The organism is Methylocystis sp., assembly GCF_050246715.1.
Classification (GTDB): domain Bacteria; phylum Pseudomonadota; class Alphaproteobacteria; order Rhizobiales; family Beijerinckiaceae; genus Methylocystis.
Map to the genome: position 1 here is coordinate 22,263 of NZ_JBFWVN010000014.1, position 26,218 is coordinate 48,480.

Annotated in this window: 26 protein-coding genes and 1 tRNA gene; 16 read left to right on the forward strand and 11 right to left on the reverse strand. The window is 63.5% G+C overall.

The features are described from left to right. Positions 1–64: 64 nt before the first annotated feature. From AB7I51_RS07020 to AB7I51_RS07030, 3 genes are all read right to left on the reverse strand, one after another. Positions 65–1,534, reverse strand: coding sequence for a TolC family outer membrane protein (locus AB7I51_RS07020; protein WP_428403564.1), 1,470 nt, complete (start codon positions 1,532–1,534; stop codon positions 65–67). Positions 1,535–1,633: 99 nt separating this feature from the next. Continuing rightward, positions 1,634–2,338 carry a protein-L-isoaspartate O-methyltransferase family protein gene (locus AB7I51_RS07025; protein ID WP_428403565.1) on the reverse strand — a complete coding sequence of 235 codons (705 nt, stop codon included), beginning with the start codon at positions 2,336–2,338 and terminating at the stop codon, positions 1,634–1,636. Between the two features lie 105 nt (positions 2,339–2,443). Continuing rightward, complete coding sequence (locus AB7I51_RS07030) at positions 2,444–2,902, reverse strand: RrF2 family transcriptional regulator (RefSeq protein WP_428403566.1); 459 nt, start codon at positions 2,900–2,902, stop codon at positions 2,444–2,446. Positions 2,903–3,071: 169 nt separating this feature from the next. Here AB7I51_RS07030 and AB7I51_RS07035 point away from each other — a divergent pair, with 169 nt between their 5' ends. Both AB7I51_RS07035 and cysK read left to right on the forward strand, forming a co-directional pair. Beyond that, positions 3,072–3,875: a sulfite exporter TauE/SafE family protein gene (locus AB7I51_RS07035; protein WP_428403568.1), complete on the forward strand. Its 804-nt coding sequence runs from the start codon at positions 3,072–3,074 to the stop codon at positions 3,873–3,875. A 25-nt stretch (positions 3,876–3,900) separates the two neighbouring features. Beyond that, positions 3,901–4,884, forward strand: coding sequence for a cysteine synthase A (cysK, locus tag AB7I51_RS07040; protein WP_428403569.1), 984 nt, complete (start codon positions 3,901–3,903; stop codon positions 4,882–4,884). Positions 4,885–4,915: 31 nt separating this feature from the next. Here the strand turns inward: cysK and AB7I51_RS07045 are convergent, their stop codons facing one another. Beyond that, on the reverse strand, positions 4,916–5,329 hold the full coding sequence (locus AB7I51_RS07045; RefSeq protein ID WP_428403570.1) for a hypothetical protein: 414 nt from the start codon (positions 5,327–5,329) through the stop codon (positions 4,916–4,918). Positions 5,330–5,363: 34 nt separating this feature from the next. Further along, positions 5,364–6,314: an aspartate carbamoyltransferase catalytic subunit gene (locus AB7I51_RS07050; RefSeq protein WP_428403595.1), complete on the reverse strand. Its 951-nt coding sequence runs from the start codon at positions 6,312–6,314 to the stop codon at positions 5,364–5,366. 245 nt (positions 6,315–6,559) lie between these two features. Here AB7I51_RS07050 and nadA point away from each other — a divergent pair, with 245 nt between their 5' ends. The 5 genes from nadA to AB7I51_RS07075 all read left to right on the forward strand — a co-directional run bounded on the left by nadA (position 6,560) and on the right by AB7I51_RS07075 (position 11,607). After that, positions 6,560–7,660, forward strand: coding sequence for a quinolinate synthase NadA (nadA, locus tag AB7I51_RS07055; protein ID WP_428403596.1), 1,101 nt, complete (start codon positions 6,560–6,562; stop codon positions 7,658–7,660). Positions 7,661–7,699: 39 nt separating this feature from the next. Further along, positions 7,700–8,320: a DUF4202 domain-containing protein gene (locus AB7I51_RS07060; protein ID WP_428403571.1), complete on the forward strand. Its 621-nt coding sequence runs from the start codon at positions 7,700–7,702 to the stop codon at positions 8,318–8,320. Positions 8,321–8,326: 6 nt separating this feature from the next. Then, positions 8,327–9,871: an L-aspartate oxidase gene (locus AB7I51_RS07065; RefSeq protein ID WP_428403572.1), complete on the forward strand. Its 1,545-nt coding sequence runs from the start codon at positions 8,327–8,329 to the stop codon at positions 9,869–9,871. Further along, entirely contained in the window at positions 9,868–10,719 is an 852-nt protein-coding gene (gene nadC / locus AB7I51_RS07070; RefSeq protein ID WP_428403573.1) for a carboxylating nicotinate-nucleotide diphosphorylase, read from the forward strand. The genes AB7I51_RS07065 and nadC overlap by 4 nt, the downstream gene beginning before the upstream one ends. Positions 10,720–10,896: 177 nt before the next feature. Further along, complete coding sequence (locus tag AB7I51_RS07075) at positions 10,897–11,607, forward strand: class I SAM-dependent methyltransferase (protein WP_428403574.1); 711 nt, start codon at positions 10,897–10,899, stop codon at positions 11,605–11,607. On the opposite strand, the gene AB7I51_RS07080 is transcribed toward AB7I51_RS07075, so the two are convergent. Further along, positions 11,601–12,488, reverse strand: a complete 888-nt coding sequence (locus AB7I51_RS07080; protein WP_428403575.1) for a ChbG/HpnK family deacetylase — start codon at positions 12,486–12,488, stop codon at positions 11,601–11,603. The genes AB7I51_RS07075 and AB7I51_RS07080 overlap by 7 nt on opposite strands. 67 nt (positions 12,489–12,555) lie before the next feature. Here AB7I51_RS07080 and AB7I51_RS07085 point away from each other — a divergent pair, with 67 nt between their 5' ends. The 3 genes from AB7I51_RS07085 (at position 12,556) to murJ (ending at position 15,735) form a co-directional block, all read left to right on the forward strand. Beyond that, complete coding sequence (locus AB7I51_RS07085) at positions 12,556–13,524, forward strand: glycosyltransferase family 2 protein (RefSeq protein WP_428403576.1); 969 nt, start codon at positions 12,556–12,558, stop codon at positions 13,522–13,524. A 223-nt stretch (positions 13,525–13,747) separates the two neighbouring features. Continuing rightward, entirely contained in the window at positions 13,748–14,164 is a 417-nt protein-coding gene (locus AB7I51_RS07090) for a hypothetical protein (protein ID WP_428403577.1), read from the forward strand. Between the two features lie 41 nt (positions 14,165–14,205). Continuing rightward, on the forward strand, positions 14,206–15,735 hold the full coding sequence (gene murJ, locus AB7I51_RS07095; protein ID WP_428403578.1) for a murein biosynthesis integral membrane protein MurJ: 1,530 nt from the start codon (positions 14,206–14,208) through the stop codon (positions 15,733–15,735). On the opposite strand, the gene AB7I51_RS07100 is transcribed toward murJ, so the two are convergent. The 3 genes from AB7I51_RS07100 to AB7I51_RS07110 form a co-directional block, all read right to left on the reverse strand. Next, the gene (locus AB7I51_RS07100) at positions 15,732–16,112 is read right to left on the reverse strand and encodes a DUF2267 domain-containing protein (protein ID WP_428403579.1); all 381 of its coding nucleotides are present in this window, start codon (positions 16,110–16,112) and stop codon (positions 15,732–15,734) included. The genes murJ and AB7I51_RS07100 overlap by 4 nt on opposite strands. Before the next feature lie 140 nt (positions 16,113–16,252). Then, positions 16,253–16,684 (reverse strand): hypothetical protein, encoded by a 432-nt coding sequence (locus AB7I51_RS07105; protein WP_428403580.1) that lies wholly within the window; start codon positions 16,682–16,684, stop codon positions 16,253–16,255. 82 nt (positions 16,685–16,766) lie between these two features. Further along, a complete protein-coding gene (locus AB7I51_RS07110) occupies positions 16,767–17,999 on the reverse strand; it encodes an aspartate kinase (protein WP_428403581.1) in 1,233 nt (410 codons plus the stop codon). A gap of 146 nt (positions 18,000–18,145) precedes the next feature. Between AB7I51_RS07110 and ubiG the strand changes: the two genes are divergently transcribed. Then, positions 18,146–18,931, forward strand: coding sequence for a bifunctional 2-polyprenyl-6-hydroxyphenol methylase/3-demethylubiquinol 3-O-methyltransferase UbiG (gene ubiG, locus AB7I51_RS07115; RefSeq protein WP_428403582.1), 786 nt, complete (start codon positions 18,146–18,148; stop codon positions 18,929–18,931). A gap of 58 nt (positions 18,932–18,989) precedes the next feature. Here the strand turns inward: ubiG and AB7I51_RS07120 are convergent, their stop codons facing one another. Beyond that, positions 18,990–22,475, reverse strand: a complete 3,486-nt coding sequence (locus AB7I51_RS07120; RefSeq protein WP_428403583.1) for an autotransporter domain-containing protein — start codon at positions 22,473–22,475, stop codon at positions 18,990–18,992. Between the two features lie 215 nt (positions 22,476–22,690). Here AB7I51_RS07120 and AB7I51_RS07125 point away from each other — a divergent pair, with 215 nt between their 5' ends. Then, positions 22,691–23,290 (forward strand): invasion associated locus B family protein, encoded by a 600-nt coding sequence (locus tag AB7I51_RS07125; protein ID WP_428403584.1) that lies wholly within the window; start codon positions 22,691–22,693, stop codon positions 23,288–23,290. A gap of 3 nt (positions 23,291–23,293) precedes the next feature. Here the strand turns inward: AB7I51_RS07125 and AB7I51_RS07130 are convergent, their stop codons facing one another. Beyond that, complete coding sequence (locus tag AB7I51_RS07130) at positions 23,294–23,839, reverse strand: cupin domain-containing protein (RefSeq protein ID WP_428403585.1); 546 nt, start codon at positions 23,837–23,839, stop codon at positions 23,294–23,296. Between the two features lie 226 nt (positions 23,840–24,065). Here AB7I51_RS07130 and AB7I51_RS07135 point away from each other — a divergent pair, with 226 nt between their 5' ends. The 4 genes from AB7I51_RS07135 to AB7I51_RS07150 all read left to right on the forward strand — a co-directional run bounded on the left by AB7I51_RS07135 (position 24,066) and on the right by AB7I51_RS07150 (position 26,165). Continuing rightward, complete coding sequence (locus AB7I51_RS07135) at positions 24,066–24,230, forward strand: hypothetical protein (protein WP_428403586.1); 165 nt, start codon at positions 24,066–24,068, stop codon at positions 24,228–24,230. A gap of 134 nt (positions 24,231–24,364) precedes the next feature. Beyond that, positions 24,365–24,439, forward strand: a tRNA-Gly gene (locus AB7I51_RS07140). A gap of 50 nt (positions 24,440–24,489) precedes the next feature. Next, complete coding sequence (locus AB7I51_RS07145; protein WP_428403587.1) at positions 24,490–25,356, forward strand: 4-(cytidine 5'-diphospho)-2-C-methyl-D-erythritol kinase; 867 nt, start codon at positions 24,490–24,492, stop codon at positions 25,354–25,356. Then, the gene (locus AB7I51_RS07150) at positions 25,353–26,165 is read left to right on the forward strand and encodes a TrmH family RNA methyltransferase (protein WP_428403588.1); all 813 of its coding nucleotides are present in this window, start codon (positions 25,353–25,355) and stop codon (positions 26,163–26,165) included. Before AB7I51_RS07145 ends, AB7I51_RS07150 begins: the two co-directional genes overlap by 4 nt. The last annotated feature ends 53 nt before the right edge of the window (positions 26,166–26,218 follow it).

Here is a 26,218-nt window from a genome sequence, read left to right on the forward strand (position 1 = left end):
ATCAACTCGGCCTGAATGAATTCGACACGTTTCGCTCTATGATGTCATCCGCATTCGCAAAATTCTATCGTCCGTCGGGCGTGTCGAGACCAAACCACTTTTCCTGCACCTGATTGAGATGAACATTCGGATCATAGAGCGCGACGGCAAGGTCGAGCTCTTGCGCCGACAAGCGGCCGATCGAGCCCAATGCGGCATAGGAGGCGACAACCCGATCGCGCTGGGAAATTATGAGATTGACTCTGGCGTTCAGAAGCGCCTGCTGCGCATTCAATACGTCGAGGGTCGTGCGCTGACCGACCTTGGCTTCTTCGCGCACCCCAGCGAGCGCCGTCTCAGCGGCCTTGACGGCCGCCTGGCCGGAGATGATCGACGCCTTAGCGGTCTCGAGCAGTCCGTAGCTCGAAACGACGCTGGCGCGCACGCTATCGCGCTGAACGTCGGCGTTGAGCCTCGCCTGTCCAAGTTGCTCCTTCGCCTGCCGGATTGAGGCGTATTCTGAGCCGCCCTGATAGAGCGGCACGTTCAATTGTCCTGACGCTGCGGCGGTGAACTGCCTGGAGCCCGGCAGTCCCAGAAATGAATCATATTGATTCGAAACTTGCCCGGTGACCGAAAGATTCGGCATCAATGCAGCTTCGGCGACCTTGACCGCGAGCGCAGCCGCGTCGACCTGATACAGCGCCGCCGTCACGCCGGGATGTTCCACGAGAGCGACGGCGATCGCCGCTTCCAGCGACTTTGGCAGCAAAGGCTCAAGGCTGCGCCCAGGCTCAAGACGTTTTGGCTCGGCGCCGATGATCTGGCGATAGTTCGCCATGCTGTTTTTGAGCTGCGCCTGCGCGGCGTAAAATTCCGTACGCGCCAAAGCGACCGAGGACTCCGCCTGGGCGACGTCGGTTCGCGTCACCTCGCCGACCTGGAAACGGTCGCGCGTCTGCTTGAGCTGCTCGTCCAGCACCGTAATGTTGTTCTTGCGCAGCGACACGACCGCTGTGTCGCGCAGCACATTCATATAGGCGGTCGCGCCGTTCTGAAGCGTCGCCTGTTCGGTCAGCCGCATCGTGGATCGCGCCGCTAGCACGCCGGACTCCGCCTGACGCACCGAATTTTCGGTCCGGAAGCCATCGAACAGCGTCTGCGACAGGTTCAAAGTCGCGCCGCGCGGATAGCCAGTGTAAGTGCCTTGGATATCGCCGCTCGCGCCAGACTGCGCGCCAGATTGCTGACTGCTAAGCACGCCAAAGGGAATTCTAACCGCGGCGTATTGCGCGCCGTACTGGGCCGTGATGCTCGCTTTTGGCCGGAGTCCCGCCTTGGCTTTCGGCGCGTCCTCGTCCCGCACGCGCACATTGGCGCGGCTTTGGTTGAGGTCCGGATTGCCGTAATAGGCGCGGGCGAGAGCCGACTTCAGGCTTTCGGCCGAAGCGCGATCAGGCGCAACGGCGACGAATGCAAGCGCCAGTGCGGCGGACGCGCAAGACAGGAAGTTGGCCGATCGCCGCTCTCCATAGCCATGCCCGTCAGTCGCCATTTTTTCAACCTGTCCTCGCGCCGGCCGCTCCGCCGCAGGTGAATCGCTACGATGAACGCCTAACGCAACGCTAAGTATGATTTGGGCGAATTGGCGGCGCTACAAAATGAATTCCGGCGCCTGGGCGAAACCGTCGAGAATCGGCGCGTTAGCCGAGAACAGCGGCCGCTCTCCCGCGGCGCGACCGGCCTGTCGCTCGAAACGCACGGCCTGCTGGCCGCCGCGCGGCTCCGGCGTGACGATGGCCAGAAGGCGCCCGTCTGGCGTCAGCTGCTCGAACAATGCGTCAAGGCCTGCCTCGGCATGGCCCTCGACGATGATGACGTCGTAAGGCGCAGAGGCGCGGCAGCCCGCTTCCAGCGGCCCCAGCTCCAATTGCACGTTTTCGCCGCCAATCGCATCGAGTCCTGACTTGGCGCGCGCCAAAAGATCGGGATCGCATTCGAGCGCGACGACTTTTCCGGCAAGTCCGGCAAGCAGCGCCGCAGAATAGCCGGCGCCGCCGATCACGAGCGCCTTGTCGGTCGCCTGGATGTCCGCGGCTTGCAGCATGCGCGCCAGCACGAGCGGCGGCAGCAGATTGCGCTTGCGTCCGCCGGCGGATTTCACGGCGACCGCGAGATCCGAATAAGCGAGCGGCGAGAGCGAGTCGGAAAGGAAAACTTCGCGCGGAACATCCAGGAAGCGCTGGAGCAAGGGAACATCTGTCACGTCGAAAGGACGGAGCTGGCGCTCAACCATGGTGTGCCGGAGCGTCGCCGTCGCCTCGCCAGTCTTCGCCACTCGCGCCACCATGTCCAACATTCGATTTCCGGCCGCCGGCCGTCCCCTTAAGGGAGATGCTGCAGCGCAGGAAACGCCGCCGGCGCTTTATAGGCACCGGCTTGCGACATGTCCATGGCTAGCGGCTCACAACTCCGCGTCGACGAGCAGCGGGACGCCATCGCCGCTGACCCCCAAACGGCGCATCTGTTCAAGCGACGTCTTATCGAGCACTTCGGCGATCGCGTCGCGCGCGCGGAGCATGACGAGACGCACCGCGCAGCGCGTCTCATCGACGCAGTCGTCGCATCGACGATAGACGGTCTTGCTTGCGCATTGGATGGGCGCCAGCGGCCCGTCGAGCGCGCGCACAATATTGCCGACGCCGATCTCCTCGGGCGGGCGCGCCAACATATAGCCGCCGCCCTTGCCCTTTTTGGAATGCACGAATCCGGCGTTGCGCAGCTCTCCTAAAATTGCGTCGAGAAATTTTTTTGGAATTTGGTTTGAGGCGGCGATGTCCGCGACCAGGGCGGTCTCTCCCGGCCGCACCCCGGCGAGATGAACCATCGCCTTGAGACCGTATTTGGCTTTTTTCGTCAGCATCCTCTCGGCCTTTGGGGTCGGCGGCGATCGCCCGGATTGCCTGCTTCGCCGGCATTCTACTGCAAGTCTGCCGGTTTGCTATAATTTGGGACTGCCGGGCCAACGGCTCGAGTTGACAAAGTCGACCCATTTTATAGAGTATGTTCTGGGCCTCGGCGGGAAAAGGGAAATGGCGGCAATTTTCGACGCGTTGAGCGCAATCAATCCGCTCTATTCCATTTCCGGCTTCGCGGTTGGCGCGCTTGTAGGATTCACCGGCGTCGGCGGCGGCGCGCTGATGACGCCGCTTTTGGTGCTCGTGTTCGGCGTGGTCCCGTCCACAGCCGTCGGCACCGACCTGCTCTATGCCGCCGTCACCAAAACCAATGGCACGCTCGTTCACGCCCTGCATGGCACGGTCGATTGGCGCATCACGCGCCGGCTGGCCTATGGCAGCGTGCCGGCGACCATCGCAAGCCTTGTTCTTCTCTCCTGGCTGGGCAAGTCGAGCGGTCACGCGGCCAATGGACTGATCACCTCGGCTCTGGGATTCGCCCTCCTGCTCACCGCCGCCTCTATCTTCTTTCGTCGGTGGCTACTCGATCATATCGCGAAACACGTCAGCGACATGAGCGACAAGCGCCTGCTCGGCTTGACGGTGACCCTTGGCGCCTTTCTCGGCGTCCTGGTGTCGATTTCCTCGGTCGGCGCGGGCGCGATCGGCATGACCGTGCTGCTGGCCCTGTATTCGCATACGCCAACTGCGCGCCTCGTCGGCTCCGACATCGCCCACGCGGTGCCGCTAACTCTGATCGCCGGCTTTGGGCATTGGTTGATGGGCGGCGTCGACTGGCTGCTTCTGCTCTCGCTGCTCGTCGGCTCAATTCCTGGAATCGCCATCGGCGCCCATCTGGCCGCCCGCGTTCCAGATCGCTATTTGCGCCCGGCGCTGGCCAGCGTCATGGCCTTCGTCGGAATCAAACTCTCGATCTAGTCCCGATTTCCTTCAGGAGTTCGACATGTTGCAGCCAGCGCCGAAGTTCACCCCGCCGACGAAACCCGGCAGAGGCCGAATCTATGATTCAATCACCCAAACGATCGGCGATACGCCGCTCGTTCGGCTTGACCGGCTGGCGCGAGAGCGCGGCGTCGAGGCAAATCTCCTCGCCAAGCTCGAATTCTTCAATCCGATCGCCAGCGTCAAGGATCGCATCGGCGTCAGCATGATCGAGGCGCTGGAGAACAGCGGCAGGATCGCGCCGGGCAAATCGGTGTTGATCGAGCCGACATCGGGCAATACCGGGATCGCGCTGGCCTTCGTCGCGGCGGCGCGCGGCTATCGTCTGATCCTCGTCATGCCGGAGTCGATGTCGCTCGAGCGGCGCAAGATGCTGGCGCTGCTCGGCGCCGAACTGGTGCTCACCCCCGCCTCGCAGGGCATGAAGGGCGCGCTCGCCAAGGCCAGCGAACTCGCCGCCGAGAACCCCGACGCCATCATCCCGCAGCAGTTCGAAAATCCCGCCAATCCCGAAATTCACCGCGCGACGACCGCGGAGGAAATCTGGAACGACACCAATGGCGAAGTCGACTATTTCGTTTCCGGCGTCGGCACTGGCGGCACGATCACCGGCGTCGGCCAGGCGCTCAAGGCGCGCCGCCCCGCCCTGCGCGTCGTCGCCGTGGAGCCGGAAGATTCGGCGGTGCTGTCCGGACGCCCGCCGGGTCCGCATAAAATTCAGGGCATCGGCGCGGGCTTCGTGCCGCCGATTCTCGACCGCAGCGTCATCGACGAGATCGTCACCATCGGCAATCAGACGGCGTTTGAGACGGCGCGGCTGCTGGCCCGGATCGAGGGCATTCCGGTCGGCATCTCGTCCGGCGCCGCGGTCGCCGCCGCGCTGGAAATCGCCGGGCGACCCGAAGCCGCTGGCAAGAATATCGTCGTGATTATCCCCTCCTTCGCGGAGCGCTATCTCTCGACGGCGCTCTTCGAAGGACTGTAAGGCGTCGGCGCCGCGCGAGCGCCAGCGCGTTTCAGCGTTTCGACGATCCGCCTCGGTTGCGCTTTTGCTGCGACTTCGGCGCGGGACTCGGCTTCGGCGCGGGGGGCGGCGCGGCCTGCGCCGTCTTGCGGCCATGCAGCGCCTGTCTCGTATAGGCGCCGACGACATAGCCGACCGCAACGATCACGATATAGACGATTACCAAAAAGCCGCCGCGCTGATTGGCGGACGCCGCCTTCTCCAAAAGACTGATCACTTCGGTTTGATCGACGAATTTGTCGGCGATGACGCCGCAGACGATGCCGACGACAGGCACGATCCAGGACGGCAGCCGGAAGTAGCCGAGCGCCACCGCCAGGAGGAAAGCGACAAGCCCGAAGACGTGCAAGAACTCGATCAGGATCGACTGAATGATGAGTCCTACGAAGCGGACGAGCTTGACCATATTACTCCCCTGGGATCATTGATTTTCGCCAAGCTTACACATTTGGCAGATGCTGCGCGAGCGCTTCCAGCACCGCCATCCGCACCGCGACGCCCATCTCGACCTGTTCGCGAATGAGCGAGCGCGCGCCGTCGGCGACGTTGGTGTCGATTTCGACGCCGCGGTTCATCGGCCCCGGGTGCATCACCAGCGCATCCGGCGCGGCGCAGGCGAGCTTGTCCTCGTCAAGCCCGAAGAAATGGAAATATTCGCGCGCGCTCGGCGTCATCGCGCCGGCCATGCGCTCGCGCTGAAGCCGCAGCATCATGACAATGTCGGCGCCGTCGAGCCCGCGTCGCATGTCGTGAAATACGTCGACGCCGAGCCTCGACAGGCTGTCCGGCACGAGCGTCGAGGGCCCGATCAACCGCACGACGGCGCCGAGCGCACCGAGGAGAAGAATGTTCGAGCGAGCGACGCGCGAATGCAGAACGTCGCCGCAGATCGCCACCGTCAGCCCTTCGATGCGGCCTTTGTTGCGCCTGATCGTCAGCGCGTCGAGCAGCGCCTGCGTCGGATGCTCGTGGGCGCCGTCGCCGGCGTTGACCACCGAACAATCGACCTTCCGCGCCAGAAGATGGACGGCACCGGCGTGCGAATGACGGACGACGATAATGTCGGGCCGCATCGCATTGAGCGTCACCGCCGTGTCGATCAGCGTCTCGCCCTTCGATTCCGAGGAGCGCGCCACCGACATGTTCATCACATCGGCGCCCAGACGCTTGCCGGCGATTTCGAAGGACGCCTGGGTGCGGGTCGAGGGTTCGTAGAACAGATTGATTTGCGTGCGTCCGCGCAGATTCGAACGCTTTTTATCGACCCGCCGGGACACTTCGATCGCCTCCTCGGCCATGTCGAGCAGCGTCTCAATGTCGGGACGGCTCAGCCCTTCGATGCCGAGAAGGTGCCGGTGTGGGAAAAAAGCCTGCGTCGTCCCAGTTTGCATGCGCCGTCTATAGCAGCTTTGCCCGGCGCCGGAAGCGCCTGTCGCCTTGTCGTTGAAGCTCTCCCGCGCCTGTCTTTCTCTTGACATATGCTCGCGCCGAGCACATGTCTTTTGCGACGACGGTTGCGAGATCGTTAATCGCGGCTTAGTCTTGAAGGCTTGAACGCTCCGGGCGGGGACCCGTCTCGGAGATTTTATCGGGTCTACTTATACTCACTTTGAGTATAAGTACGAGGCGTTGAATGATGACTCAACTGATCGGCGATGTGCGCAGCGGGTCGAGCCCCCTGCGCGAGCCTCCTGCAAACGCGCTTTGCGTCGGCCCGAACGGCCGGTTTCCGGTCCTGCCCCGCCCAGTTCTTGAATGGACGCCAGAGGTTCAGGCCGCGACCGCGCATCTTTACGAACGCGTGGCGAGAGTCATTCCGCCGGTCGAATGGCCTTTCCACGCGCCCTACGTCAAGGCGATCAACGATCTCAAACATGTGCGCAACGCCACCATTCTCGCGCACAATTACATGACGCCGGAAATCTACCATTGCGTCGCCGATCACATCGGCGACAGCCTGCAGCTCGCCAAGCTCGCGGCGAAATCCGACGCCGAGATCATCGTCCAGGGCGGCGTGCATTTCATGGCCGAGACGTCGAAGCTGCTTAATCCGGACAAGGTCGTGCTCATGCCCGACCTTAAAGCCGGCTGCTCGCTTGCGGAGTCGATCACCGGCGCCGACGTGCGCGCCTTGCGCAAGAAATATCCCGGCGTTCCCGTCGTCGCCTATGTGAACACATCAGCCGACGTGAAGGCCGAAGTTGACATCTGCTGCACCTCGTCGAACGCGGTCAAAGTCGTCGAGAGCCTCGGCGCCGATCGCGTGATCATGGTCCCCGACCGCTATCTGGCGCAGAACGTCGCCGCGCAGACGAAGGTGAAAATCATCGCCTGGCATGGCGCCTGCGAGGTGCATGAGCGCTTCACTGCCGAAGAGATCGAGAATTATCGCGCCGATCACCCGGGCGTGCAGGTGCTGGCGCATCCGGAATGTCCGCGCGAAGTGGTCGAGGTCGCCGATTTCGCCGGCTCGACGGCGGCGATGATCGACTTCGTGCGCAGCAGGAAGCCAGCCCGCGTGCTACTCGTCACCGAATGCTCGATGGCCGACAATGTCGCCGCCGAAACGCCTGACGTCGAATTCGTGCGGCCCTGCAACTTCTGCCCGCATATGAAGCGGATCACGCTGCCGAAAATCCTCGACAGCCTGCTTTACGTCCGTGAAGAAGTCACCGTCGATCCCGCAATCGCCGCGCGCGCGCGCCGCAGCGTGCAACGGATGATCGATCTGGGCTAGACTGCGGGCCGCTTCGACCTCTCTTGAACAGGGCGGACCATGCCGGCGCTCGATGCGACGATTGCGGCCATCGACGCCGCCAATGCCGACGATCCTCGCCAGATCGAGGGCCGCGCCTTCGAACTTGTCTATGCCGAGCGCATGAGCGCGCGGCTAGCCGCGCTCTACCCCGACGCCTCGGACCTGCTCAAAATCGCGGCGCGCGCGCAGCATCTGCGCCGCTGGGAGATCGAACGCGCGGACTATGACGAAGGCCGTCGCGGCTACAACGACTGGCGGCGCGCCTGCCGCATCCATCACGCCAATCTCGTCGCCGACATCATGCGCGCACATGGCTATGACGCGCCGGCGATCGCTCATGTTGGCGCGCTGATCCGCAAGGAGCAACTCAAGAAAGACCCTGAGTCGCAAGCGCTCGAAAATATCGCCGCGATCGTCTTTCTCGAACATTACTTCGACGATTTTCTCGAAAAGCACCGCGATTACCCTGACGACAAGCTCGTCGACATTCTCGGCAAGACCTTGTGCAAAATGTCGCCCAGGGGCCATGCGGCGGCCCTCGCCCTGGCCTTGCCGCCGCGGGGGCGCAGTCTTGTCGAATCAGCTGTCGCCCGCGAAGCCGGAGCGCTGGCCCGGCTCGCCGCAGTCGCGATCGACTAGCGGAAAATGCGCGAGGATTTGCCCTCCATCATTATCGTCGGCGGCGGGCTCGCAGGCGTATTCTGCGCGCTAAAGCTGGCGCCGACGCCGGTGGCGATCTTTGCGCCGACGCCGATCGGATACAGCGGCGCGTCCTTTTGGGCGCAGGGCGGCATCGCCGCCGCCGTCGAAGAAGGCGACACGCCCGAAAACCACGCCAATGACACGGTGGCGGCGGGCGGCGGAATCGTCGAGCGCGACATCGCGCTCGGCATGGCGCAGGAAGCGCGCGCGCGCGTCGAAGATTTGGCGGCGATGGGAACGCCCTTCGATCGATCGGCCGTCGGCGGCTTCCTCCCGTCGCAGGAGGCGGCGCATTCGCGCCGGCGGATCGTCCGCGTCCAAGGCGACGTCGCCGGGCGAGCGATCATGGATACGCTGGCGAAGGAAGTCGCCAGAACCCCGTCAATCCATGTCTTCGAAGGCCATTCGGCGCAGGAAATCGTGATGCGCGCCGGTCGCGCGGTCGGCGTTCGCGCCCGCGACAACGCCGGCATAATCCATGACATGCCCTGCGCGGCGCTCATTCTCGCGACCGGCGGAATCGGCCATCTTTACCGGGTCACGACCAATCCTTTGGAGGCGCGCGGGATCGGCGTCGCCATGGCGGCGCGGGCCGGCGCGGCGATCGCCGACGCGGAATTCGTTCAGTTTCACCCGACGGCGATCGACATCGACGCCGATCCCGCGCCGCTCGCGACGGAAGCCCTCAGGGGCGAAGGCGCGGCGATCGTCGACCGCAACGGCCGACGCTTTTTGCTCGACATCGATCCAGCCGGCGAACTCGCGCCCCGCGACATCGTCGCGAGGGGAGTCTTCGCCAGCATCGAGGCCGGCAATGGCGCCTTCCTTGACGCCAGATCTGCGGTAGGCGCTGAATTCCCGACGCGCTTTCCCACGGTCTACGGAAGCTGCATGAGCGCCGGAATCGATCCTTCGCGCCAACTGATCCCGATCGCGCCCGCGGCGCATTACCATATGGGGGGCGTCTGGACCGACGCCTGCGGACGCACCACCCTCGACGGGCTTTGGGCGGTCGGCGAAGTGGCGTCGACTGGCGTTCACGGCGCGAACCGCCTCGCGTCGAATTCTCTGCTCGAAGCGATCGTGTTCGGCGCGCGCGTCGCGGCGGATGTGCGCGCGACTCTGCATTCGCCATTCGAGCGCCGGCCGCAGGCGGATCGAATTGAGTCCGCACCGCGCAACCGCGATTTTGCCGTGATCGAGGAGCTGCGCGACCTGATGTCCGCGCATGTCGGCGTCATCCGCACTGGCGCGGGACTGGCCGTCGCGGTGCGATCGATCCGCCGGATGATGTCGCGCACGAGCGACATCGAGGCCCATAACATGCTGACGACGAGCCTCATCATCGCGACGGCGGCGCTAGCGCGGCGCGAGAGCCGCGGCGCGCATTTCCGCGCCGATTTTCCGCAGCAGGACGCGGCGCTCGCGCGACGTTCTCTCAAAACGCTCGACGCCATCCTGCGTATCGCCGACGAGGTCGAGGCATGATTTTCGAATTGCAGCCGATGCTGGTTGAGGCGGCGGTGCGCGCCGCGCTCGCCGAAGATCTGGGCCGCGTCGGCGACGTGACGACGCAGGCGACTATCCCCGCGAACGCGGAGGCGCAGGCGGCCATCATCGCCCGCGACCGCGGCGTCGTCGCCGGACTTGCAGCGGCGCGCGCCGCCTTCGCGCTGACGCACAGAGACATAATGTTCGAGGCGCAGGCGAACGACGGCGACCGAATTGCGCCGGAAACGCTGATCGCGCTCGTGTCCGGCCCAGCTCGCGCGATCCTCTCCGCCGAACGCGTCGCGCTTAATTTTCTTGGCCGGCTCTCAGGCGTCGCCACGCTCACCGCACGCTACGTCGACGCGGTCGCCGGCGCGTCGGCGCGCATCTGCGATACGCGCAAAACCACGCCGATGCTGCGCGCCATGGAAAAATACGCCGTGCGCTGCGGCGGCGGAGTCAATCATCGCTTCGGCCTCGACGACGCCGTGCTCATCAAGGACAATCACATCGCCGTCGCCGGCGGCGTCACTGCCGCGCTCAGAGCGGCCAAAGCGAATGTCGGCCATCTCGTGAAAGTGGAAATCGAAGTCGACACCCTCGACCAACTGCGGGAAGTTCTCGAAGAGGGAGCGGACGCCGTGCTGCTCGACAATATGACGGTTGACGATCTGCGCCGCGCCGTCGCGCTCGTCGGCGGTCGAATGATCTGTGAAGCCTCCGGCGGCGTCACGCTCTCGAACGTCGCCGAGATCGCCAAGACGGCGGTTGATCTCATCTCCGTCGGCGCGCTGACGCACTCGGCCCCGGCGTTCGACGTCGGCTTAGATATTGAAATCAGTTGAAGATTTCGTATCGGACAGGCGATCGAAGCGAAAAGCCGCCGATCGCTTTCTTGGCGCCGCCGCCGCTGCTATAAACCCTCTCCCGAAACTCAAAAACCCTCAGGAGCCATGCCTTCCTTCCTTCGCAAGCTGATCAGCCGCGCTCGGCGAAGGCTATGGAGCTCCCCGATCTCGTCGATGCCGGGTCCGCTACGGGCCGAGGCGACGCGCGACAAAACTATCGCCGCCGAAATCGGCGACTATGAGCGCGACCACGGCTTCGCGCACAGCGCGGGATCGATGCCGCTGCGGACTTTGCTGCGCATCGAGCGGCTACTGACCGGAACCTCGATCGCTTCGGCGGAAACGGGCTGCGGCAAATCGACAATATTTCTGTCGCGCGTCGCCGATCGGCATAAGGTCTTCTGCTATGACGATCGCGGACAGGAAAACTCCAGCGTCGACTATTTCTTGAACTGTCCGGCGACACGGCAAGATCGTCTCGACCTCGTTTTCGGTCCGACTCAGTTCACGCTGCCGCGCTACGAGGATCATGTACCTTACGACCTCGTCCTGATCGACGGGCCGCACGGCTTTCCGTTTCCCGATCTCGAATATTACTACTTCTATCCCCATCTGAAGACCGACGGACTTCTGGTCGTCGACGACATTCATATTCCGACCATCAGCCGGCTCGCCGACTTCCTGAGCGAAGACCGCATGTTCGAGAAGCTGGAGTTCGTTGGCTCGACCGGCATATTTCGTCGGACCGACGCGCCGGTTTTCGATCCACTGGGCGACGGCTGGTGGCTTCAGGATTTCAACCGCCGGCGCGCGTCCTTCTTGAAAGACATTTATCTCAAGGACGGCAAGAAGCGGACGCCGATCTCCTTTGAGGGAATCTACTGAGCCGCGGCCGCTTGCGCGACTGACGGCCTTTTATCCGCTTGCGATAGACGGGCCAGACGAAGGCCGCGCTTCTCCAGCATCTCCGGCAGTTTGGACGACAGAAGAAAGGCGAGCTCCTGTTCGCGGGTGATCGTCACCGGGTCGAGATTTCGCAGGTCTTCATCCACATGGCCGGGATGGCACATGATGAGATGTCGACGGCCAGGCGCCCGAAGATAGCTTTGAAAGATTTTCGCGTAATCGAAGCTTGGATGGAAATCCGAAAATCCCGCGAAGCCGTCGTTGACGCTGAAACCGCGCCGGCGCGCCTCCCGGCGAAAACCGCTGGCCAGCGAAAGCGCGGAGAGCGCTTTGCGGGCGTTGGCGCGGCGCGCAAGAATGCGATGCACGCCGTCTCCCGCATCCCGTAGCCAGACCCGGCCGCCAAATTTTCGCGCCGCCATGGCGTCAAGCAGCGCCGTTCTGATGCCGGGAAGCACGTGGATATGCTGATGGCCGTCGACATGGTCCGGCGGGCGATCCATGACGGCTTCGAACCTGTCGAACTGCCGGTCAATTTCCACGCGGATTTCGTCCAACGGCAGCCGCCTGCCATAGGCCATCTTGACGACTTGGGCGAGCGGCGAGAATTCGCCATCGGGCGCGAATTTGGGCATCGACGAGAGCGGCCGGCCCAAGGTGAGATTGAAATGCAGGCCAACGTCGGCGTCTCGTCCGTGGCGAACCAGCTCTAGCCCCATCGCAGGCCACAGAGGACCGTTCACCAGCGCCGAGACGGCGGTAATCCTTCCCGCGTCGAGCGCCTCCAAAATACCGGCGCTCACCCCGTAAGACAGGCCATAATCGTCCGCGCACAGTGCAACAACCTGCTCCTTAGCCATCGGCCTGCCTCTCCGAATCCGGCGATGATCCCTATGCCGCTCCATTAAATATTGGTTTAACCCAGCCATGAACAGCCCAGATGTCTCGCTTGTCATCCCACTTTTTAACGAAGCGCAAAACCTTCGGCCGCTGGCCGCCAGAATCGAGGCTGCCCTCGGCGCCTGCGACGTCTCCTACGAGGCCGTCTTTGTCGACGACGGGTCGGCCGACGAGAGCCTGGATATTCTGCGCGACCTTTGCACCGAGGAGCCGCGCTTTTGCGCCCTGTCGCTGTCGCGCAATTTCGGCAAGGAGGTGGCGATCGCCGCCGGACTCGATCACGCCAAAGGACGCGCGGTCGTGATCATGGACGCCGACCTGCAGCACCCGCCGGAAGTCATCGCGAAATTCATCGAAAAATGGCGGGAAGGCTACAAGAACGTCTATGGCCAGCGCATCGATCGCGCGACCGACCCAAAGCTGCGCGTGGCGCTGACCGGCGTCTTCTACCACCTTTTGGAAAAGTTTGGCGACGTGCGGCTGCCGCCCGGCGCCGGCGACTTCCGTCTCCTCGACCGGCAGGCGGTCGATGCGCTTCTCACCATGCGCGAACGCGCCCGCTTCAATAAGGGCCTTTTCGCCTGGATCGGCTTCAAGTCGATCGGGGTGCCGTTCGACGTCGACGAACGCGCGGCCGGAAGGTCGACATTCAACTTCGCGCGGCTGACGCGTTTCGCGCTCGACGGCCTGATGTCCTTCTCCTCGATTCCGCTCAAGGTCTGGACTTATGTCGGACTGTTGATTTCGGCCTTCGCCCTCGCCATGGCTGGCTACTACTGGGCCCGCACCATGCTGTTTGGCGTCGATACGCCGGGTTTTCCGACTCTGGTGGTCTCGATCGCCTTCTTTTCCGGCATTCAGCTGATTTCGCTCGGCGTGATCGGCGAATATGTCGCGCGCATCTTTAATGAGGTAAAGGGAAGGCCGCTCTATCTCGTCGCCGAGAGGCTGGGCGCACGGGAGGCCAAGGCAAAGGCGAGCGACCCGTCGCAATAGGCGCAGGGACCGGATTGCCGAGCCGGTTCGGCGAAGCCGTGACATAACTGAATCGGTCGCTGGAGCTATAGCGAGCCAGGAGGCTCGCGTTCCAAGGGCGGGCGTATCCTGAACCGCGAGCCTCCAGGCTCGCATGGTCGCGAATAAGCCGGAGTTGGCGCATTTAGTTCGCGGCGCCGACTTAATGCGCCACCGCCGCACATCACTAACGAGACGCAATTTCATGAGTTCCAACGCCAGCCGCTCGCCCTTGCGCGGCAGAAACCTCATCATCGCGGCGGCGCTGATCGCGCTGTTCGCCGCCTTCGGCGTGCGCATCTGGCGCTTCGCGGCGGCCAGCGGCGTTCCGAGCCTGCTCGAGGGCCTGCCACAATCAAAGACAGAGGCCGACCAGCAGGTGTTCCTGTCGCGGCTCGCCGAACGCTTCCACGTCGGATCGACCGAGGTCGACGATCTCATCGACGAATTGCGCGACGATGGCTTTACGGTCGACGCCGAGAAGGACATCGCGACCTATGAGCGTGGCGCGGGCATTTCCGACAAGTGCCGCCGGAGCGCGAATATTCGCTGGTCGCGCGGCGAAGGCGATGAACTCGCCACCATAACCGGCGGATATTCTCTGCATTGCCCCGAACATTGAGGGGAGCGCAGGCTTAACGGAATCCTGCTAGGACGGTTGCGATGATTCGCAATCTGCTCTCGGTCGGCGGCTTCACCCTGCTCTCTCGCGTGACAGGATTTCTGTCGCTCGCGATGCAGTCGGCGATCATGGGCGCCGGCGCCATCTCCGACGCTTTTTTTATCGCCCAACGCCTGCCGAACAGCTTTCGCTCCATCTTCGGGGAAGGCGCGTTCAATGCGGCCTTCGTTCCATCCTATTCGATGGCGATCGAGCAGGAGGGCGACGTGGCGGCCGAAGAATTTGCCGGAGAAGTCTACACGCTGCTTCTTGCCTCGCAGATCATTTTGCTCGCAATCGTCTGGACGCTGACGCCGCAATTCGTCTCGCTGCTCGCGCCGGGCCTCGACGACCGTCCGGAAAAATTCGCTCTGGCCGTCAATCTCACCCGCATCACCTTTCCCTATTTGCTGTTCATCACGCTCTTCGTTCTGCATATGGGCGCGCTGAACGCGCATGGCCGTTTCGCGCTTCCGGCCTTTGCGCCCAATCTGATGAATCTTTCGGTGATGGCCGCGCTCGCGGTCGCCTTTCTTTTTCCCAACGCCGGCTATGCGGCAAGTTGGGGGATTACGGTCTCCGGCGTTCTTGAGCTCGGATTGTTGATGTGGCAGGCGCGGCGCATCGGCGTCCTGAAGCGCCTGCGCAAGCCGCATTGGCCGCGCGTGCGCGATTTTTTTATCCGCCTTGGGCCGGCGATCATCGGTTCGGCGAGCCCGCAGATCGCCGTGCTCGCCGATACGATTCTCTCTTCGATGCTTCCGGACGGCGGCGTTTCGTCGATCTCCTATGCGGAGCGGCTCTACCAGCTTCCCGTCGGCGTGATCGGCATCGCCGCCGGCACTGTGTTGTTGCCGGAAATGAGCCGGCGCCTCGCCGCAGGCGACGAAGATGGCGCGCATCACGCACAGAGCCGAACCATGGCGCTCACCGTCGCGCTCGCGGCGCCGTTCTTCATCGCCTTCGACACGATTCCGGAACTGATCGTCGCAGGACTCTTCCAACGCGGAAAATTTTCAGCCGCCGACGCCTATGCCGCGGGCGACGTGCTCGCCGCCTATGGCGCAGGTCTGATGGCGCTGGTGCTGATCGCCTCGGCGCGGGCGAGCTTTCAGGCGCGCGGCGACACCAGGACGCCGATGCTCATCGCTCTTGCGGCGCTCGCCGCGAATGTCGCATTGAAAGTCGCGCTGTTTCGCCCGCTTGGCGCCGTCGGACTCGCGACGGCGACATCCGTCGGATTGTGGATCAATCTCGCCGCGCTCGTCGGCGTCGCGCTCGGCCAGCACTGGATGCGCTTTGACGGCGTTTTCGTCAAAACGCTCGGCGCGACATTCATCGCCTGCGCCTTTCTGACCGCCGTCGCCATTTTCGGCCGTTCATCGGCGCTGGCGCTCGGCGCGCATTTTGGCGCGCTCGCCAATCTCATCGCGCTGGCGGCGCTCGGCCTCGCCGGCGCGCTCGTTTACGCCGGCGCGCTTATCGGCGCGCTTCGCGCTGGCGGCGTGACGATCGGAAGTCTCAGGCGTTAAACGAACTGCGCGAGGCCAGGAACTGAGTCGACGATCTCGCGGAGCTTTTCCGGACCGATCTCGGCTTCGGCATAACCGAAAATCTCATGACCGAGCGCTTGGATCTGATTCATGCCAATGCCGGCGCTGTTAAGCTTGGCGCCGAGCCCCATCAGCCCGCCCATGCCCCCCATCAATCCGCCGAGACCGCCTCCGCGGCCGGCAGATTCAGCAGACTCGATCGCCTCGCGCGCGCCAGGAAGCTTGTCCAGCAATTCCGCGACTGCGCCGTCTGGCGACTCCTTTTGAAGGAAGCCCAGCACGATGCCGATCGCGGTCCGCGCAACCTGCGCGTCAACCCCAAGCGCCGCGGAAACGCGCGCCACAAGTTCATCCATAGTGGACTCCCACTTCGCAGTCTGAAAACGCGAGGAATGTCGCCGCGACGGGGAGGAAAAGCAAGCGTCGCTCCGTTCGCGCTTCGGGCGCCAGCGAGATCGGAAAAGGCTGGCGCGCGGCCCGCGCGCCAGCGGGAGCATTACGCTGAATGACGCAAATCAGTCGGCAAATCGGTGCGCTCGCGTAGCGCGGGCAAGATTCTCCGAATCTTCTCAGCGCCATCGGCGCCAATGACAACCTCGGCGCGCTTCAGAACCTGGCGCACCAGGGCGTCGGTTTGAGCTTCGCTGATCCCGAGCTTTTCGAGCTGTCCGGCGAGAATGTTTAGGTCAGCTCGGCCATGACCGATGAAGCTTGTCATGCCTTCGATCACTTGAGTGACGCCGCCATCGCCGACAAATTGCGACGCTTCGATGACTTCCTGGGCGCGCGGCATCTTGGCGATCATGACCTCAATATTGCCGGTCTTATCCTTGTCTCGCAGGAAACCAAGCACGAGGCCGAGCGCCGCCTTGGCGATCCTCGGATCGAGATTCGTATCGGCGACGACGTTGGTGGTGAGTTCTTCCATTGGACGTCCTCCACGCAAACATTGCATTGCGGGGAGAGATGTCGCGGCAAGTCCCGGCTTCAAGCGTGGCCATACCTGCAAGCTATGCGGCGTCGAGCCCGTAGAGCGAATGTAGCGTGCGAACGGCGAGTTCGGTGTAGGCCTCGTCGATCAGCACCGAAAATTTGATTTCCGACGTGGTAATCGCGCGGATATTGACGCCCTTTTCGGAGAGCGCGCGGAATGCCCGGGCCGCGACGCCGGCGTGGCTACGCATGCCGATGCCGATCGCCGAAATCTTCGCGACGTCCTTCTCGCCGGTGATATGCGCGAAACCGACCGCATCCCTGACCTTTTCGATGATGTCGAAGGCGCGCTCATAATCGGTCGTTCCCACTGTGAAGGTCATGTCCGTCATGCCCTCTTCGGAAACGACCTGGACGATCATGTCGACGTTGATCCCGGCCTCGGCCAGCGGCATGAACACCGCGGCGGCGACTCCCGGTTTATCGGCGACGCGCCGAAGCGTGATCTGCGCTTCGTCGCGCGAGAAGGCGATGCCTGTGACGATCTGGGCTTCCACAATGTCCTCCTCGTTGCAGATCAGCGTGCCCTGCCCCGGATTCTCCGGATCGTCGAAGGACGAGCGCACATAGGTCGGCACGCCATGCACCATGGCGACTTCGACGGAGCGCACTTGCAGAACCTTCGCGCCCAACGACGCCATCTCTAACATTTCTTCAAAGGCGACCTTGTCCATGCGGCGCGCCTTCGGCACGACGCGCGGATCGGTTGTGTAGACGCCGTCGACGTCCGTATAGATGTCGCACCGATTCGCTCTGATCGCCGCGGCAAGCGCGACGGCGCTTGTGTCCGAGCCGCCGCGCCCGAGCGTCGTGATGCGGCCGCTTTCGCGATGCACGCCCTGAAAGCCGGCGACGACCGCGACTTCGCCGCGGCCGAAACCGTCGACGATGCCTGCGCCGTCGATCGACTCGATGCGGGCCGCGCCATGCGTGGCGGTCGTGTAGATTGGCGCCTGCCAGCCGAGCCAGGAGCGCGCCGGCACGCCCGCCTTCTGCAGGGCCATTGCGAGAAGCCCGGCCGTCACCTGTTCTCCCGAGGCGACGACGACGTCATATTCGCGCTGATCGCAGAGCGGCGCCGCCTCTTTGCACCAGGCGACAAGTTCATTGGTCTTTCCGGCCATCGCCGAGACGACGACCGCGACCTGATGCCCGGCGTCGACCTCGCGTTTGACGTGGCGCGCGACATTGTGGATGCGTTCGACTGTGGCGACCGACGTGCCGCCGAATTTCATGACCAGGCGTGACATGAAGACCGGAAATTAGGCGGGACTCTCGCGTCCCGCGGGAAGCGGCGCTATATGTGTCCGCGCCGGCAGGCCTGTCAACGGCGGCGGCGCAAGGGACCAGGCCGGTGCAATTACCTAATTTCTCCGCATCTTCGCGAGGCTTCCTTTTGCCCGAACAGTCTCCTCCCCACTCCGCCAGCGTCGACCCTGAAGACGTCGCGCGCTTCAACCGGTTGGCCGAACTCTGGTGGGACAAGAGTGGCAAGATGGGGATTCTCCACGAGATCAACCCCGTTCGAGTGGCTTACATTCGCGACCACGTGCGCCGCTTCATCCAGCATGATTCCGGCGCGTTGAATGCGCGGAGCGAAAGACCTCTGGAGGGCGTGCGCGTCGCCGACATCGGCTGCGGCGGCGGCATATTGAGCGAATCACTGGCGCAGCTCGGCGCGCAAGTCACGGGGGTCGATCCGGCGCCCAACAACATCGCCATCGCGAAACGGCACGCCGAAAAATCCGGACTGGACATCGACTATCGTAATATTACCGCCGAAGACCTTGCCGGAGCCGGCGAGCAGTTCGACGCGGTGGCGGCGCTTGAAGTCATCGAACATGTCGAAGGGCCGCGCGAATTCGTCGCGATGCTCGGGCGGCTGCTGAAGCCCGGCGGACTCCTCTTCCTGGCGACGATCGACCGGACCATGAAGAGCTATCTGCTGGCGATCGTCGCCGCCGAATATGTGATCGGCTGGGTGCCGAAAGGCACGCACAACCATGACAAATTCATCCGCCCGGACGAGCTTTCGTCATGGCTGCGCCAGGGCGGCATGCGGGAAATAGATCGCGCCGGGATGAGCTACCAGCCGCTGACCAGACGTTGGCGCAAGAGCCATGACACCGACGTTAATTATCTGATGGCGGCCAAAAAAGAGGAACGCTTGCGCCGGGACTGAACCATCTGGTTGCGAACAAGGCCCTATCGTCGAGAACGAAAACCGCGGGACGAATTCCTCACCAGGCCATTCGTACGCCGCCGGTGAACGCGTGAGCGTTGTCGCGGTCGGAGAAATTGCCGTCGTAGCGGAAATAGAGGGATGTCGCGGTGGCGACCGCGGTGTTCGCCGAAAAGCCGACTACCGCGCCGTCGCGCCTCGGCGCAATGCCATAGGTCGTGAACGATATCAGCGGCGCGCCGACGAATGATGCGCTTACCGGACGAGCCGTGTCGGCAAATTCATGACTCCAGTTCAGCCTGAACTGCAACGCGAGCTTCTCGCGCCAACCGAGATCGATGAAACCACCGACTTGAGCGCCGATCACCGTGCGCGCTGAGTTGGCGGTCTGCCGCGCCAGGCGAAGGTTGATTGATTGCCCGCCGGTCTCACTGAGGGCGTTCTGAACGCCTGTATAGGCCTGAAGGCGCGCGAACGGCGTCACATAGGCGTTTGCCGGCGCGCCAATGTCGATCCGATAGCCAGTCTCGGCCTGACCGTAAAACTGGTTAGCGCCTGCGACTCCGTTCACGGCGCGTTGAGGCAGTCCGGGAAGCGAGATGTTGCGCCACATTTTGTTGGCGCTGTAGGCGTAGCCGGCGAGCGCGTCGGCGTAAATCGGCCCTTCGGCGTAACCCCCATAGAGGCCCGCCAGAACGGTGTCCGATCCGCCCTTGGCGTTGAAGCCGCCGATCCATTGACTGCCCGCGAGATAACCCGCTGTGACGCCGACCCGCACATTGGGCGTGATCGTCCGGTCAACCCCAGCGGCGAAGCCGCCGAAATTGTAGGTGACCTTGCCGGTGCTCCCGTCTGCGCCGATGGAGCCTAGTCCCCCTAGGGGACCGCCCCAAACGCTCCAAACCGGACGGGACGTGGCATCGCAAGCGTATTTGCACGGTTCGGCCAGCGCATACCAAGCGCCGTTCGTCGAGCCGCGGCTGGCCTGATCTGCGAAATTGTTCATATTCGCGAAATTATTCATAAAAAGCTGCGCGCCCTGCACCATGGCGCTCGAAAAAGCGGCGTATTCATTGCCGCTCAGCGCCGTCAAGGCCGCTTGGGCCTGGGCGTTGGACGTGGTGTTGACGGCCAGAGCGCCGAGCACCGCGGCAAAATCGCCGATGGCCATGTTGACGCCGGCGTCTAGCGCCGCGCCGACGGCTAACTGCGTCTGCGTGCGCGCCGCCGCTGCAAACCCGCCAACCTGCGTGTTCAGATAGACGCCGTTGGAATCACAACTCAGGCTCGATTGTAGAAAGGGATAGTTCTCGTTGACCGAAGCATAGGCCCCGGAGAGGCCGCCGGCGGCGTTCACGATGCGGTACGTTGTGCGCATGCCAAGAATGGAGCTAGGCATGGCATAGACATTGACCGCGCCGCCCTGGATCACAGCCGCGCCGCCGACCTGGATGAGATCGCTTCCGCCGTCCCCTTGGACCTGGACCTGGTACGAGCCGCCCGCCTGTTGCGTATAATCGCCGGCGATCGTGAGCGTGTCGATCGAATCGCCAGGAGCGATCGCGCCGCCGTTGAGCACGTCGCCGTTTATCTCGCCGCCGCCCGCCAGCACGCCCGCGTTGACGAAGTCTCCGTTCACCCTGTTGGCGTTGGAGAAGAATCCGAAATTGTAGACATTGCCAAAGATCACGCCAGCATTGGTCGCGTCACCGCCGTTGACGAGGTTGCTCAGCATGTCGCCGGTGTTCGAGAGCGTTCCCAGATTCACAAGCGAAGCGTTGACTGACTGAAAAACGCCGCCGTTGACGAGCGTCGAACCTGGGGCCACCTGATAGCCGCCGCCCGTGACGAAGCTCGCGCCCCGCATGGTCGTGAGGTCGCCGACCATCGTTCCGCTCAACGCCAGCGTCGCGCAGCCGATGCCTGGAGCGCAGCCAACCGTCGTGCCGCCGGTGTAAGTGTTGTCGCCGCCAAGCACCAGCGTGCCGGAACCGGAAAGCGCGAGCCCGCCGCTGCCGCTAATATTGTTGGTCCAAAAATCGATGGCGTGGAACCCGTTCTTCGAGGCGTCCATCGTCACCGACACCGTCCCTGAATTAAACGCGCCGTAGCCGCCGGCCGCCGCGTAAAGGTTCAGTCGCGCCCAGCCGCTGCCGTCATCGAGCGGCACGCCCGCCGGCAGCAGGGTCGACGTCAAAATGTCAAGCTGCTGAGAGGAACTGAGATAGGGAAAGCGTGAAGCGATCAGGAGATTGGAATTCGCCGGCGCGACATTCCCGCTGCTCGCCGGCAAGATCGACGGCAGACCATAAGTCGACTGCGACACATAGGCCTGGTTGGCGGCGGTGAGCGCGCTGGCGGTCGGGAAAACGCCATTGGCGATGCAATTCGCCACGGCCGCGCCAGCACAATCGGCATAGGGCACGGCAATGGCGGATGCGCCCGCCACGTCACGGATGTGTTCTTGCAGATCCTTATAGAGTTCCTTGAACTGCGTAGCGAAATCATCGCCGCCTGTATAAAATTTGTAGGCGTCGGCGTAGAGCGGCTCGCCGGCCATGAGTTGCGTCATGAGGTAGTAAGACAGCACCCGCCCGCCGATGATGTCGAGCGGATAGTGCACGCCCAGAATGTTCCGGCTCAGGCCGAACTGCTGGGCCGACACCATCATGCTCTGATACGCCTGAGGCATCAGCATGGCGTAGTAAAGGGCCGAAGTGTTGCCCATGATCGAATGGCCGCTGGGGAACGACGGCACGGTTTGGTTCGTGTCCCACCCCAAGCAGTTCGTGGTCGGCGACGCCGTCGCGCAATCCGGATTCGTGAACGGATTGTCGGCGATGGCTTTCGACACCTGGTAGGGGCGCAGGTCGTTGGTGAATGGATCGGAGACCGACCCGCCCCAACTCGTGACGAGACCGAGCTGCTGTACGTAATAGTCGTTGTAGGCGTGGAAATTGTCCTTAAGCGTGCCGATTTGCTCAATATGGTCTCTGAGCTTGGCCAGCACGTCTTCAATTTTTGTGTAGACCTGAGGTGGGGCGTTGTCGCTCATCTCGCCGACGATCGTCGTCGCCAGAGGGGCGTTGATCGCGACGCTTGGAAAGTTGGTGAAAGACGAGGCGTTGAGCGGATATGCGCTCGATGTTGAAATCATGCCCCAGAGATTGGCTTGCACCGTTATGAAGGGGCCCGTAATTTGATTGAGCTTCGCTTGGTCACGCTGATTTTGTGTCGCGCCGGCATAGATGGCTTCAATCGCCGCGAGATTTCGGTCGAGCAGGTCTTTTCCCGCGGGCGAGTTAGGATATCCGGCGAAAGTCTGAAGCAGCGCGGATTGATCGCTTGTCAGGCGCTCGCAATAATAGCGCTCCTCCGGGTTGGAGAACTGCGCGCAATTCTCCTGAGCTGAAACCGGCGTAAAGCCGGCAACAAGAAAAAACTGTGCGAACGCAACGGCTGTGAGTCGCGCGCCTGCCCGACGCAGACGCCGCAAACTGGCGCGAGGCGCGCGCCTGCCGACGGTAAATTCGGCTACGAACACGGACGACCCCACAGCCTATAGCTCCGCTATAAAAAAGCAGCGGCTTATGTGCTTGTCAATGGTAAAGGCCAAGCTCAGCAGTGCCGGAGCCCAATGTCTTCGAGCTTCGCTTAGGCTCTTGTTCGCGCCCGCCACCATCGTTAGAATCCGCGCCTATGCTTAGAAAGTGTCGCACGCGCTCCAGACTTTTCGTCGCCCTCGCCGCCGGACTGGCCGTGGCCCTCGCTCTCACCGCGGCGGAAGCGAAGCCCAAGCCGGGAGAAGAAGCGCCGGCTGAAGACGCCGGCGGCAAGTCCGCCAACAAGCGCAAGCCGGCCAGGAACGACCCGAAAAGCGAAAAGACCGACAAGCCCTCAGCCAAAAAAGGCTCGGAAAAACCGGAGCAGCTCGGCAGTTTCGGAGAATGGGGGGCCTACGCCGCCCAGAGCGGGCGCAGCCGGACCTGCTATGCGCTCGGACAGCCCAAGGAGCGCGCGCCAAAAGCGAAGCTCAAGGATTCCGCCGCCTATATCTTTATCTCGACGCGGCCGGCCGAGAATATTCACAACGAAGTCGCGATTAATCTGGGCTATCCGACCAAGGACGGCTCAGCGGCGATCGCCGACATCGACGGCGACAGCTTCGAGCTGATCACCAAGGGGGCCAACGCCTGGGTGAAGGATCAGGCGCGGGAGCGGGAATTCGTCGGCGCGCTGCGCGGCGGCTCAAAGCTCATCGTGAAGGCCTCTTCGTCAAGAGGCACGAACACCACCGACTCCTATTCGCTCAGAGGGCTGTCGGACGCGCTCGCCCGCGCCGTGCAGGAATGCAAATAGACGTTATCTCGGAGCGCCCGCGGCCGGAACGTCTCTGACCGACGCCGCTATGGCGCGGATCTCAGTCGCGACGCCGGGGTATTTTGTCGCCAACTGATCGAGTTCGCCGATCTCGACGTCCTGCGGCGTGACGCCCGGCCATTCAGTGCTTGCGCCAAGAAACCAGCGTCCGCGCCCCAAAAGCCGCGCCGTGTGAAACGTGTCGCCGGGAATGAGCAGCTGCACGCGCTGGCCGGCGCGCAAATCCGGTCCGACCACGACGCGCTCAGCGGCGCCGTCGTTGTGGAGCAGAAATAGCTCCAGCGGGTCGCCGAGGTAATAATGATAGAGTTGATCATTGCGAATCCGGTGCAGCCGCACCGGCGCATGTGGCGTCACCAGAAAATAGAGCGCCGAACCCGCTGGTCCTCTGCGTGCGAAAGGCGGCGGCAGCGCGTCGGCGCCGATAGAGAGCTTGCTCATATAGGTGATGCGGACGAAGCCGCATGTCGCGTTCGGCTCGAGCGCGAGCAGATCGATGATGTCTTGATCGCTCAAAGCGTGAGACATGTCGGAGGCTCCTGGGTCCAAGAAGTATAAATCTGATGATACCAAGTATTTGACTATATGAAATACTCTCTGTGGTCCTTGTTGTTCACAACCGCCTCCGCAAACTGCGTGTCAGCCACGGCAGTCCCCCCTGTAGCTGTCCTGGCGGACGGCGGCGGCTGTCACCGCTGCATCGCCCGTCGCCGTCCCTTCCTTCCGGCCAGCCGGAGAACAATGGGAGAAGCAAATGGCAGTCAATGTTCACGACCGCGAAACCGGCAAAATCTTGCTGTATCTGATCGGCATCACAGCTTTCGTCGTCGTCGGCCTCACCTGGGCGCCGCATTGGATTTCGCCCGACAGCGCAAACATCACAGGACACACCGGCAGGACGGCGCGCATGATCCAGTAGAGCTGCGACGCTCCGGGAGCCCGTCCCTTCCGGAGCGTCGAAGGCGGGCCCATCGCCCAGTTGCAAAGCAAATTCGTTTCCGGCATAACGACGCCCGCGACGGTTCGGCGACAGGCTTTGCCGGCGCGACGGATGCGGGTGTAGCTCAGGGGTAGAGCACAACCTTGCCAAGGTTGGGGTCGAGGGTTCGAATCCCTTCGCCCGCTCCAGTTCGACGGCCTCCGCGAATTCGCACCCCACTTGCGGAGACCGGGGTTAGATGCTGACGACTCGCGCCCCGGCGAAAATCAATCTTACGCTTCATGTGCTCGGCCGGCGGCAGGACGGCTACCACGAGCTCGAAAGCCTTGTGGCCTTCTCCGGCGCGGGCGACATGCTGTCCCTCGTCCCGAACGAAGCGCTGTCGCTCGACATTTCGGGACCGACCTCCTCGGCCGCCGGCGCCGGCGACGACAATCTCGTGCTGCGCGCCGCGCTAAGGCTCTCAGAAGAAATAATTGGCCTGCGGCTCGGCCGATTTCGCCTTGAGAAGCGCCTGCCCGTGGCGGCAGGCATCGGCGGCGGCTCGTCGGACGCCGCCGCCGCGATGCGCCTTTTGGCGAAAGCCAATGATCTCGCGCTCGACGACCCGCGCATTCACGAAGCAGCGCGCGCGATCGGCTCTGACGTGCCGGTCTGCCTTGAGCCGCAGGCCCGAATGATGCGCGGCGCTGGCGAAAGTCTCGGCGTTCCGATTGTTTTGCCGCCGCTGCCGACGGTGTTGATCAATCCCGGCGTTCCGGTCGCGACGGCGCCGGTCTTCGCCGCGCTCGGACTGCAGCCTGGCGCTTCATTTGGGCGCGCCGCGCGTATCGAGATCGACGCGCAGCCAAGCGCAGCCGAGCTTCTCGCCGCACTTGCAAAGTGCCGCAACGATCTCGAAGACGCCGCCTGCCTTCAGGCGCCGGTGATCGTCGATGCGCTCGCGATTCTGCGCGCCGCGCGCGGCTGCAAGCTCGCGCGCATGTCTGGCTCCGGCGCGACCTGCTTCGCGCTGTTTGCGACGCGGCGCGACGCCGTCCGCGCGGCGCGAGTCATCCGCGCCCAACATCCCGGATGGTGGGTCAAGACGGCCATGCTGCGATGACTCGCCGGGCGCCGCCGAAAGACCGCAGCGCGGCTGAGAAGCGCCGCCACGCCCCTGCCCCGCCGGCCGAGGCGCGTGGGCCGTTCCGCCCCGCCTCGCCCGATGTCGTCGCGCTTTACGGCGCCCATCCGGTGCGCGCCGCGCTGACGGCGCGAAGGCGCAAGCTGCTGACGCTTTACGCGACCGAAACGGCGCTGCCGCGCATCAAGGATCTCGCCAATGCGGCGGGACTCGAGCCGCGCCTTGTCGACGCGCGCGATCTCGAACGCAGGCTCGGCGCCGAGGCCGTGCATCAAGGCCTGATGCTCGAGGCGCGTCCGCTGCCGGAAGCGGACATTTCCGACATCGTCAGCGACAGCGGAATCGTGCTGGCGCTCGACCAGATCACCGATCCGCATAATGTCGGCGCCATTCTGCGCACGGCCTGCGCCTTCAACGTCGACGCGGTGATCGTCACCGAGCGTCACAGTCCGGAGTTCTCCGGCGCGCTCGCCAAAGCCGCATCGGGCGCGCTGGAATTCGTGACGATCGTCTCGGTGGTCAATCTCGCGCGCGCCCTCGACGAACTCGCTGAGCGCGGCTATGCCCGAATCGGGCTGGACTCGGAAGGCGCTGATTCGCTCTCGACCATCGCGCTGTCTAAGCCGCTGGCTTTGGCGCTCGGCGCCGAGGGCAAGGGCTTGCGGCGTCTCACCCGCGAGCGCTGCGACGCCGTCGCGCGGCTCGATCTGCCGGGGCCGATCAAGAGCCTCAACGTGTCGAACGCTTGCGCCGCCGCCTTGAGCGTCGTGACGACGCGACTCGGATGATGGGCCCGAGCACGGGATTGACCTTCGCGCCGGCTTGGACGCATAGAGAAGTC

What these genes read in the sequence shown, in the direction of transcription:
- AB7I51_RS07020 (WP_428403564.1), bottom strand. Translation starts at nt 1,534, where the DNA reads ATGGCGACTGACGGGCATGGCTATGGAGAGCGGCGATCGGCCAACTTC.
- AB7I51_RS07025 (WP_428403565.1), bottom strand. Translation starts at nt 2,338, where the DNA reads ATGTTGGACATGGTGGCGCGAGTGGCGAAGACTGGCGAGGCGACGGCG.
- AB7I51_RS07030 (WP_428403566.1), bottom strand. Translation starts at nt 2,902, where the DNA reads ATGCTGACGAAAAAAGCCAAATACGGTCTCAAGGCGATGGTTCATCTC.
- AB7I51_RS07035 (WP_428403568.1), top strand. Translation starts at nt 3,072, where the DNA reads ATGGCGGCAATTTTCGACGCGTTGAGCGCAATCAATCCGCTCTATTCC.
- cysK (WP_428403569.1), top strand. Translation starts at nt 3,901, where the DNA reads ATGTTGCAGCCAGCGCCGAAGTTCACCCCGCCGACGAAACCCGGCAGA.
- AB7I51_RS07045 (WP_428403570.1), bottom strand. Translation starts at nt 5,329, where the DNA reads ATGGTCAAGCTCGTCCGCTTCGTAGGACTCATCATTCAGTCGATCCTG.
- AB7I51_RS07050 (WP_428403595.1), bottom strand. Translation starts at nt 6,314, where the DNA reads ATGCAAACTGGGACGACGCAGGCTTTTTTCCCACACCGGCACCTTCTC.
- nadA (WP_428403596.1), top strand. Translation starts at nt 6,560, where the DNA reads ATGACTCAACTGATCGGCGATGTGCGCAGCGGGTCGAGCCCCCTGCGC.
- AB7I51_RS07060 (WP_428403571.1), top strand. Translation starts at nt 7,700, where the DNA reads ATGCCGGCGCTCGATGCGACGATTGCGGCCATCGACGCCGCCAATGCC.
- AB7I51_RS07065 (WP_428403572.1), top strand. Translation starts at nt 8,327, where the DNA reads ATGCGCGAGGATTTGCCCTCCATCATTATCGTCGGCGGCGGGCTCGCA.
- nadC (WP_428403573.1), top strand. Translation starts at nt 9,868, where the DNA reads ATGATTTTCGAATTGCAGCCGATGCTGGTTGAGGCGGCGGTGCGCGCC.
- AB7I51_RS07075 (WP_428403574.1), top strand. Translation starts at nt 10,897, where the DNA reads ATGCCGGGTCCGCTACGGGCCGAGGCGACGCGCGACAAAACTATCGCC.
- AB7I51_RS07080 (WP_428403575.1), bottom strand. Translation starts at nt 12,488, where the DNA reads ATGGCTAAGGAGCAGGTTGTTGCACTGTGCGCGGACGATTATGGCCTG.
- AB7I51_RS07085 (WP_428403576.1), top strand. Translation starts at nt 12,556, where the DNA reads ATGAACAGCCCAGATGTCTCGCTTGTCATCCCACTTTTTAACGAAGCG.
- AB7I51_RS07090 (WP_428403577.1), top strand. Translation starts at nt 13,748, where the DNA reads ATGAGTTCCAACGCCAGCCGCTCGCCCTTGCGCGGCAGAAACCTCATC.
- murJ (WP_428403578.1), top strand. Translation starts at nt 14,206, where the DNA reads ATGATTCGCAATCTGCTCTCGGTCGGCGGCTTCACCCTGCTCTCTCGC.
- AB7I51_RS07100 (WP_428403579.1), bottom strand. Translation starts at nt 16,112, where the DNA reads ATGGATGAACTTGTGGCGCGCGTTTCCGCGGCGCTTGGGGTTGACGCG.
- AB7I51_RS07105 (WP_428403580.1), bottom strand. Translation starts at nt 16,684, where the DNA reads ATGGAAGAACTCACCACCAACGTCGTCGCCGATACGAATCTCGATCCG.
- AB7I51_RS07110 (WP_428403581.1), bottom strand. Translation starts at nt 17,999, where the DNA reads ATGTCACGCCTGGTCATGAAATTCGGCGGCACGTCGGTCGCCACAGTC.
- AB7I51_RS07130 (WP_428403585.1), bottom strand. Translation starts at nt 23,839, where the DNA reads ATGTCTCACGCTTTGAGCGATCAAGACATCATCGATCTGCTCGCGCTC.
- AB7I51_RS07135 (WP_428403586.1), top strand. Translation starts at nt 24,066, where the DNA reads ATGGCAGTCAATGTTCACGACCGCGAAACCGGCAAAATCTTGCTGTAT.
- AB7I51_RS07145 (WP_428403587.1), top strand. Translation starts at nt 24,490, where the DNA reads ATGCTGACGACTCGCGCCCCGGCGAAAATCAATCTTACGCTTCATGTG.
- AB7I51_RS07150 (WP_428403588.1), top strand. Translation starts at nt 25,353, where the DNA reads ATGACTCGCCGGGCGCCGCCGAAAGACCGCAGCGCGGCTGAGAAGCGC.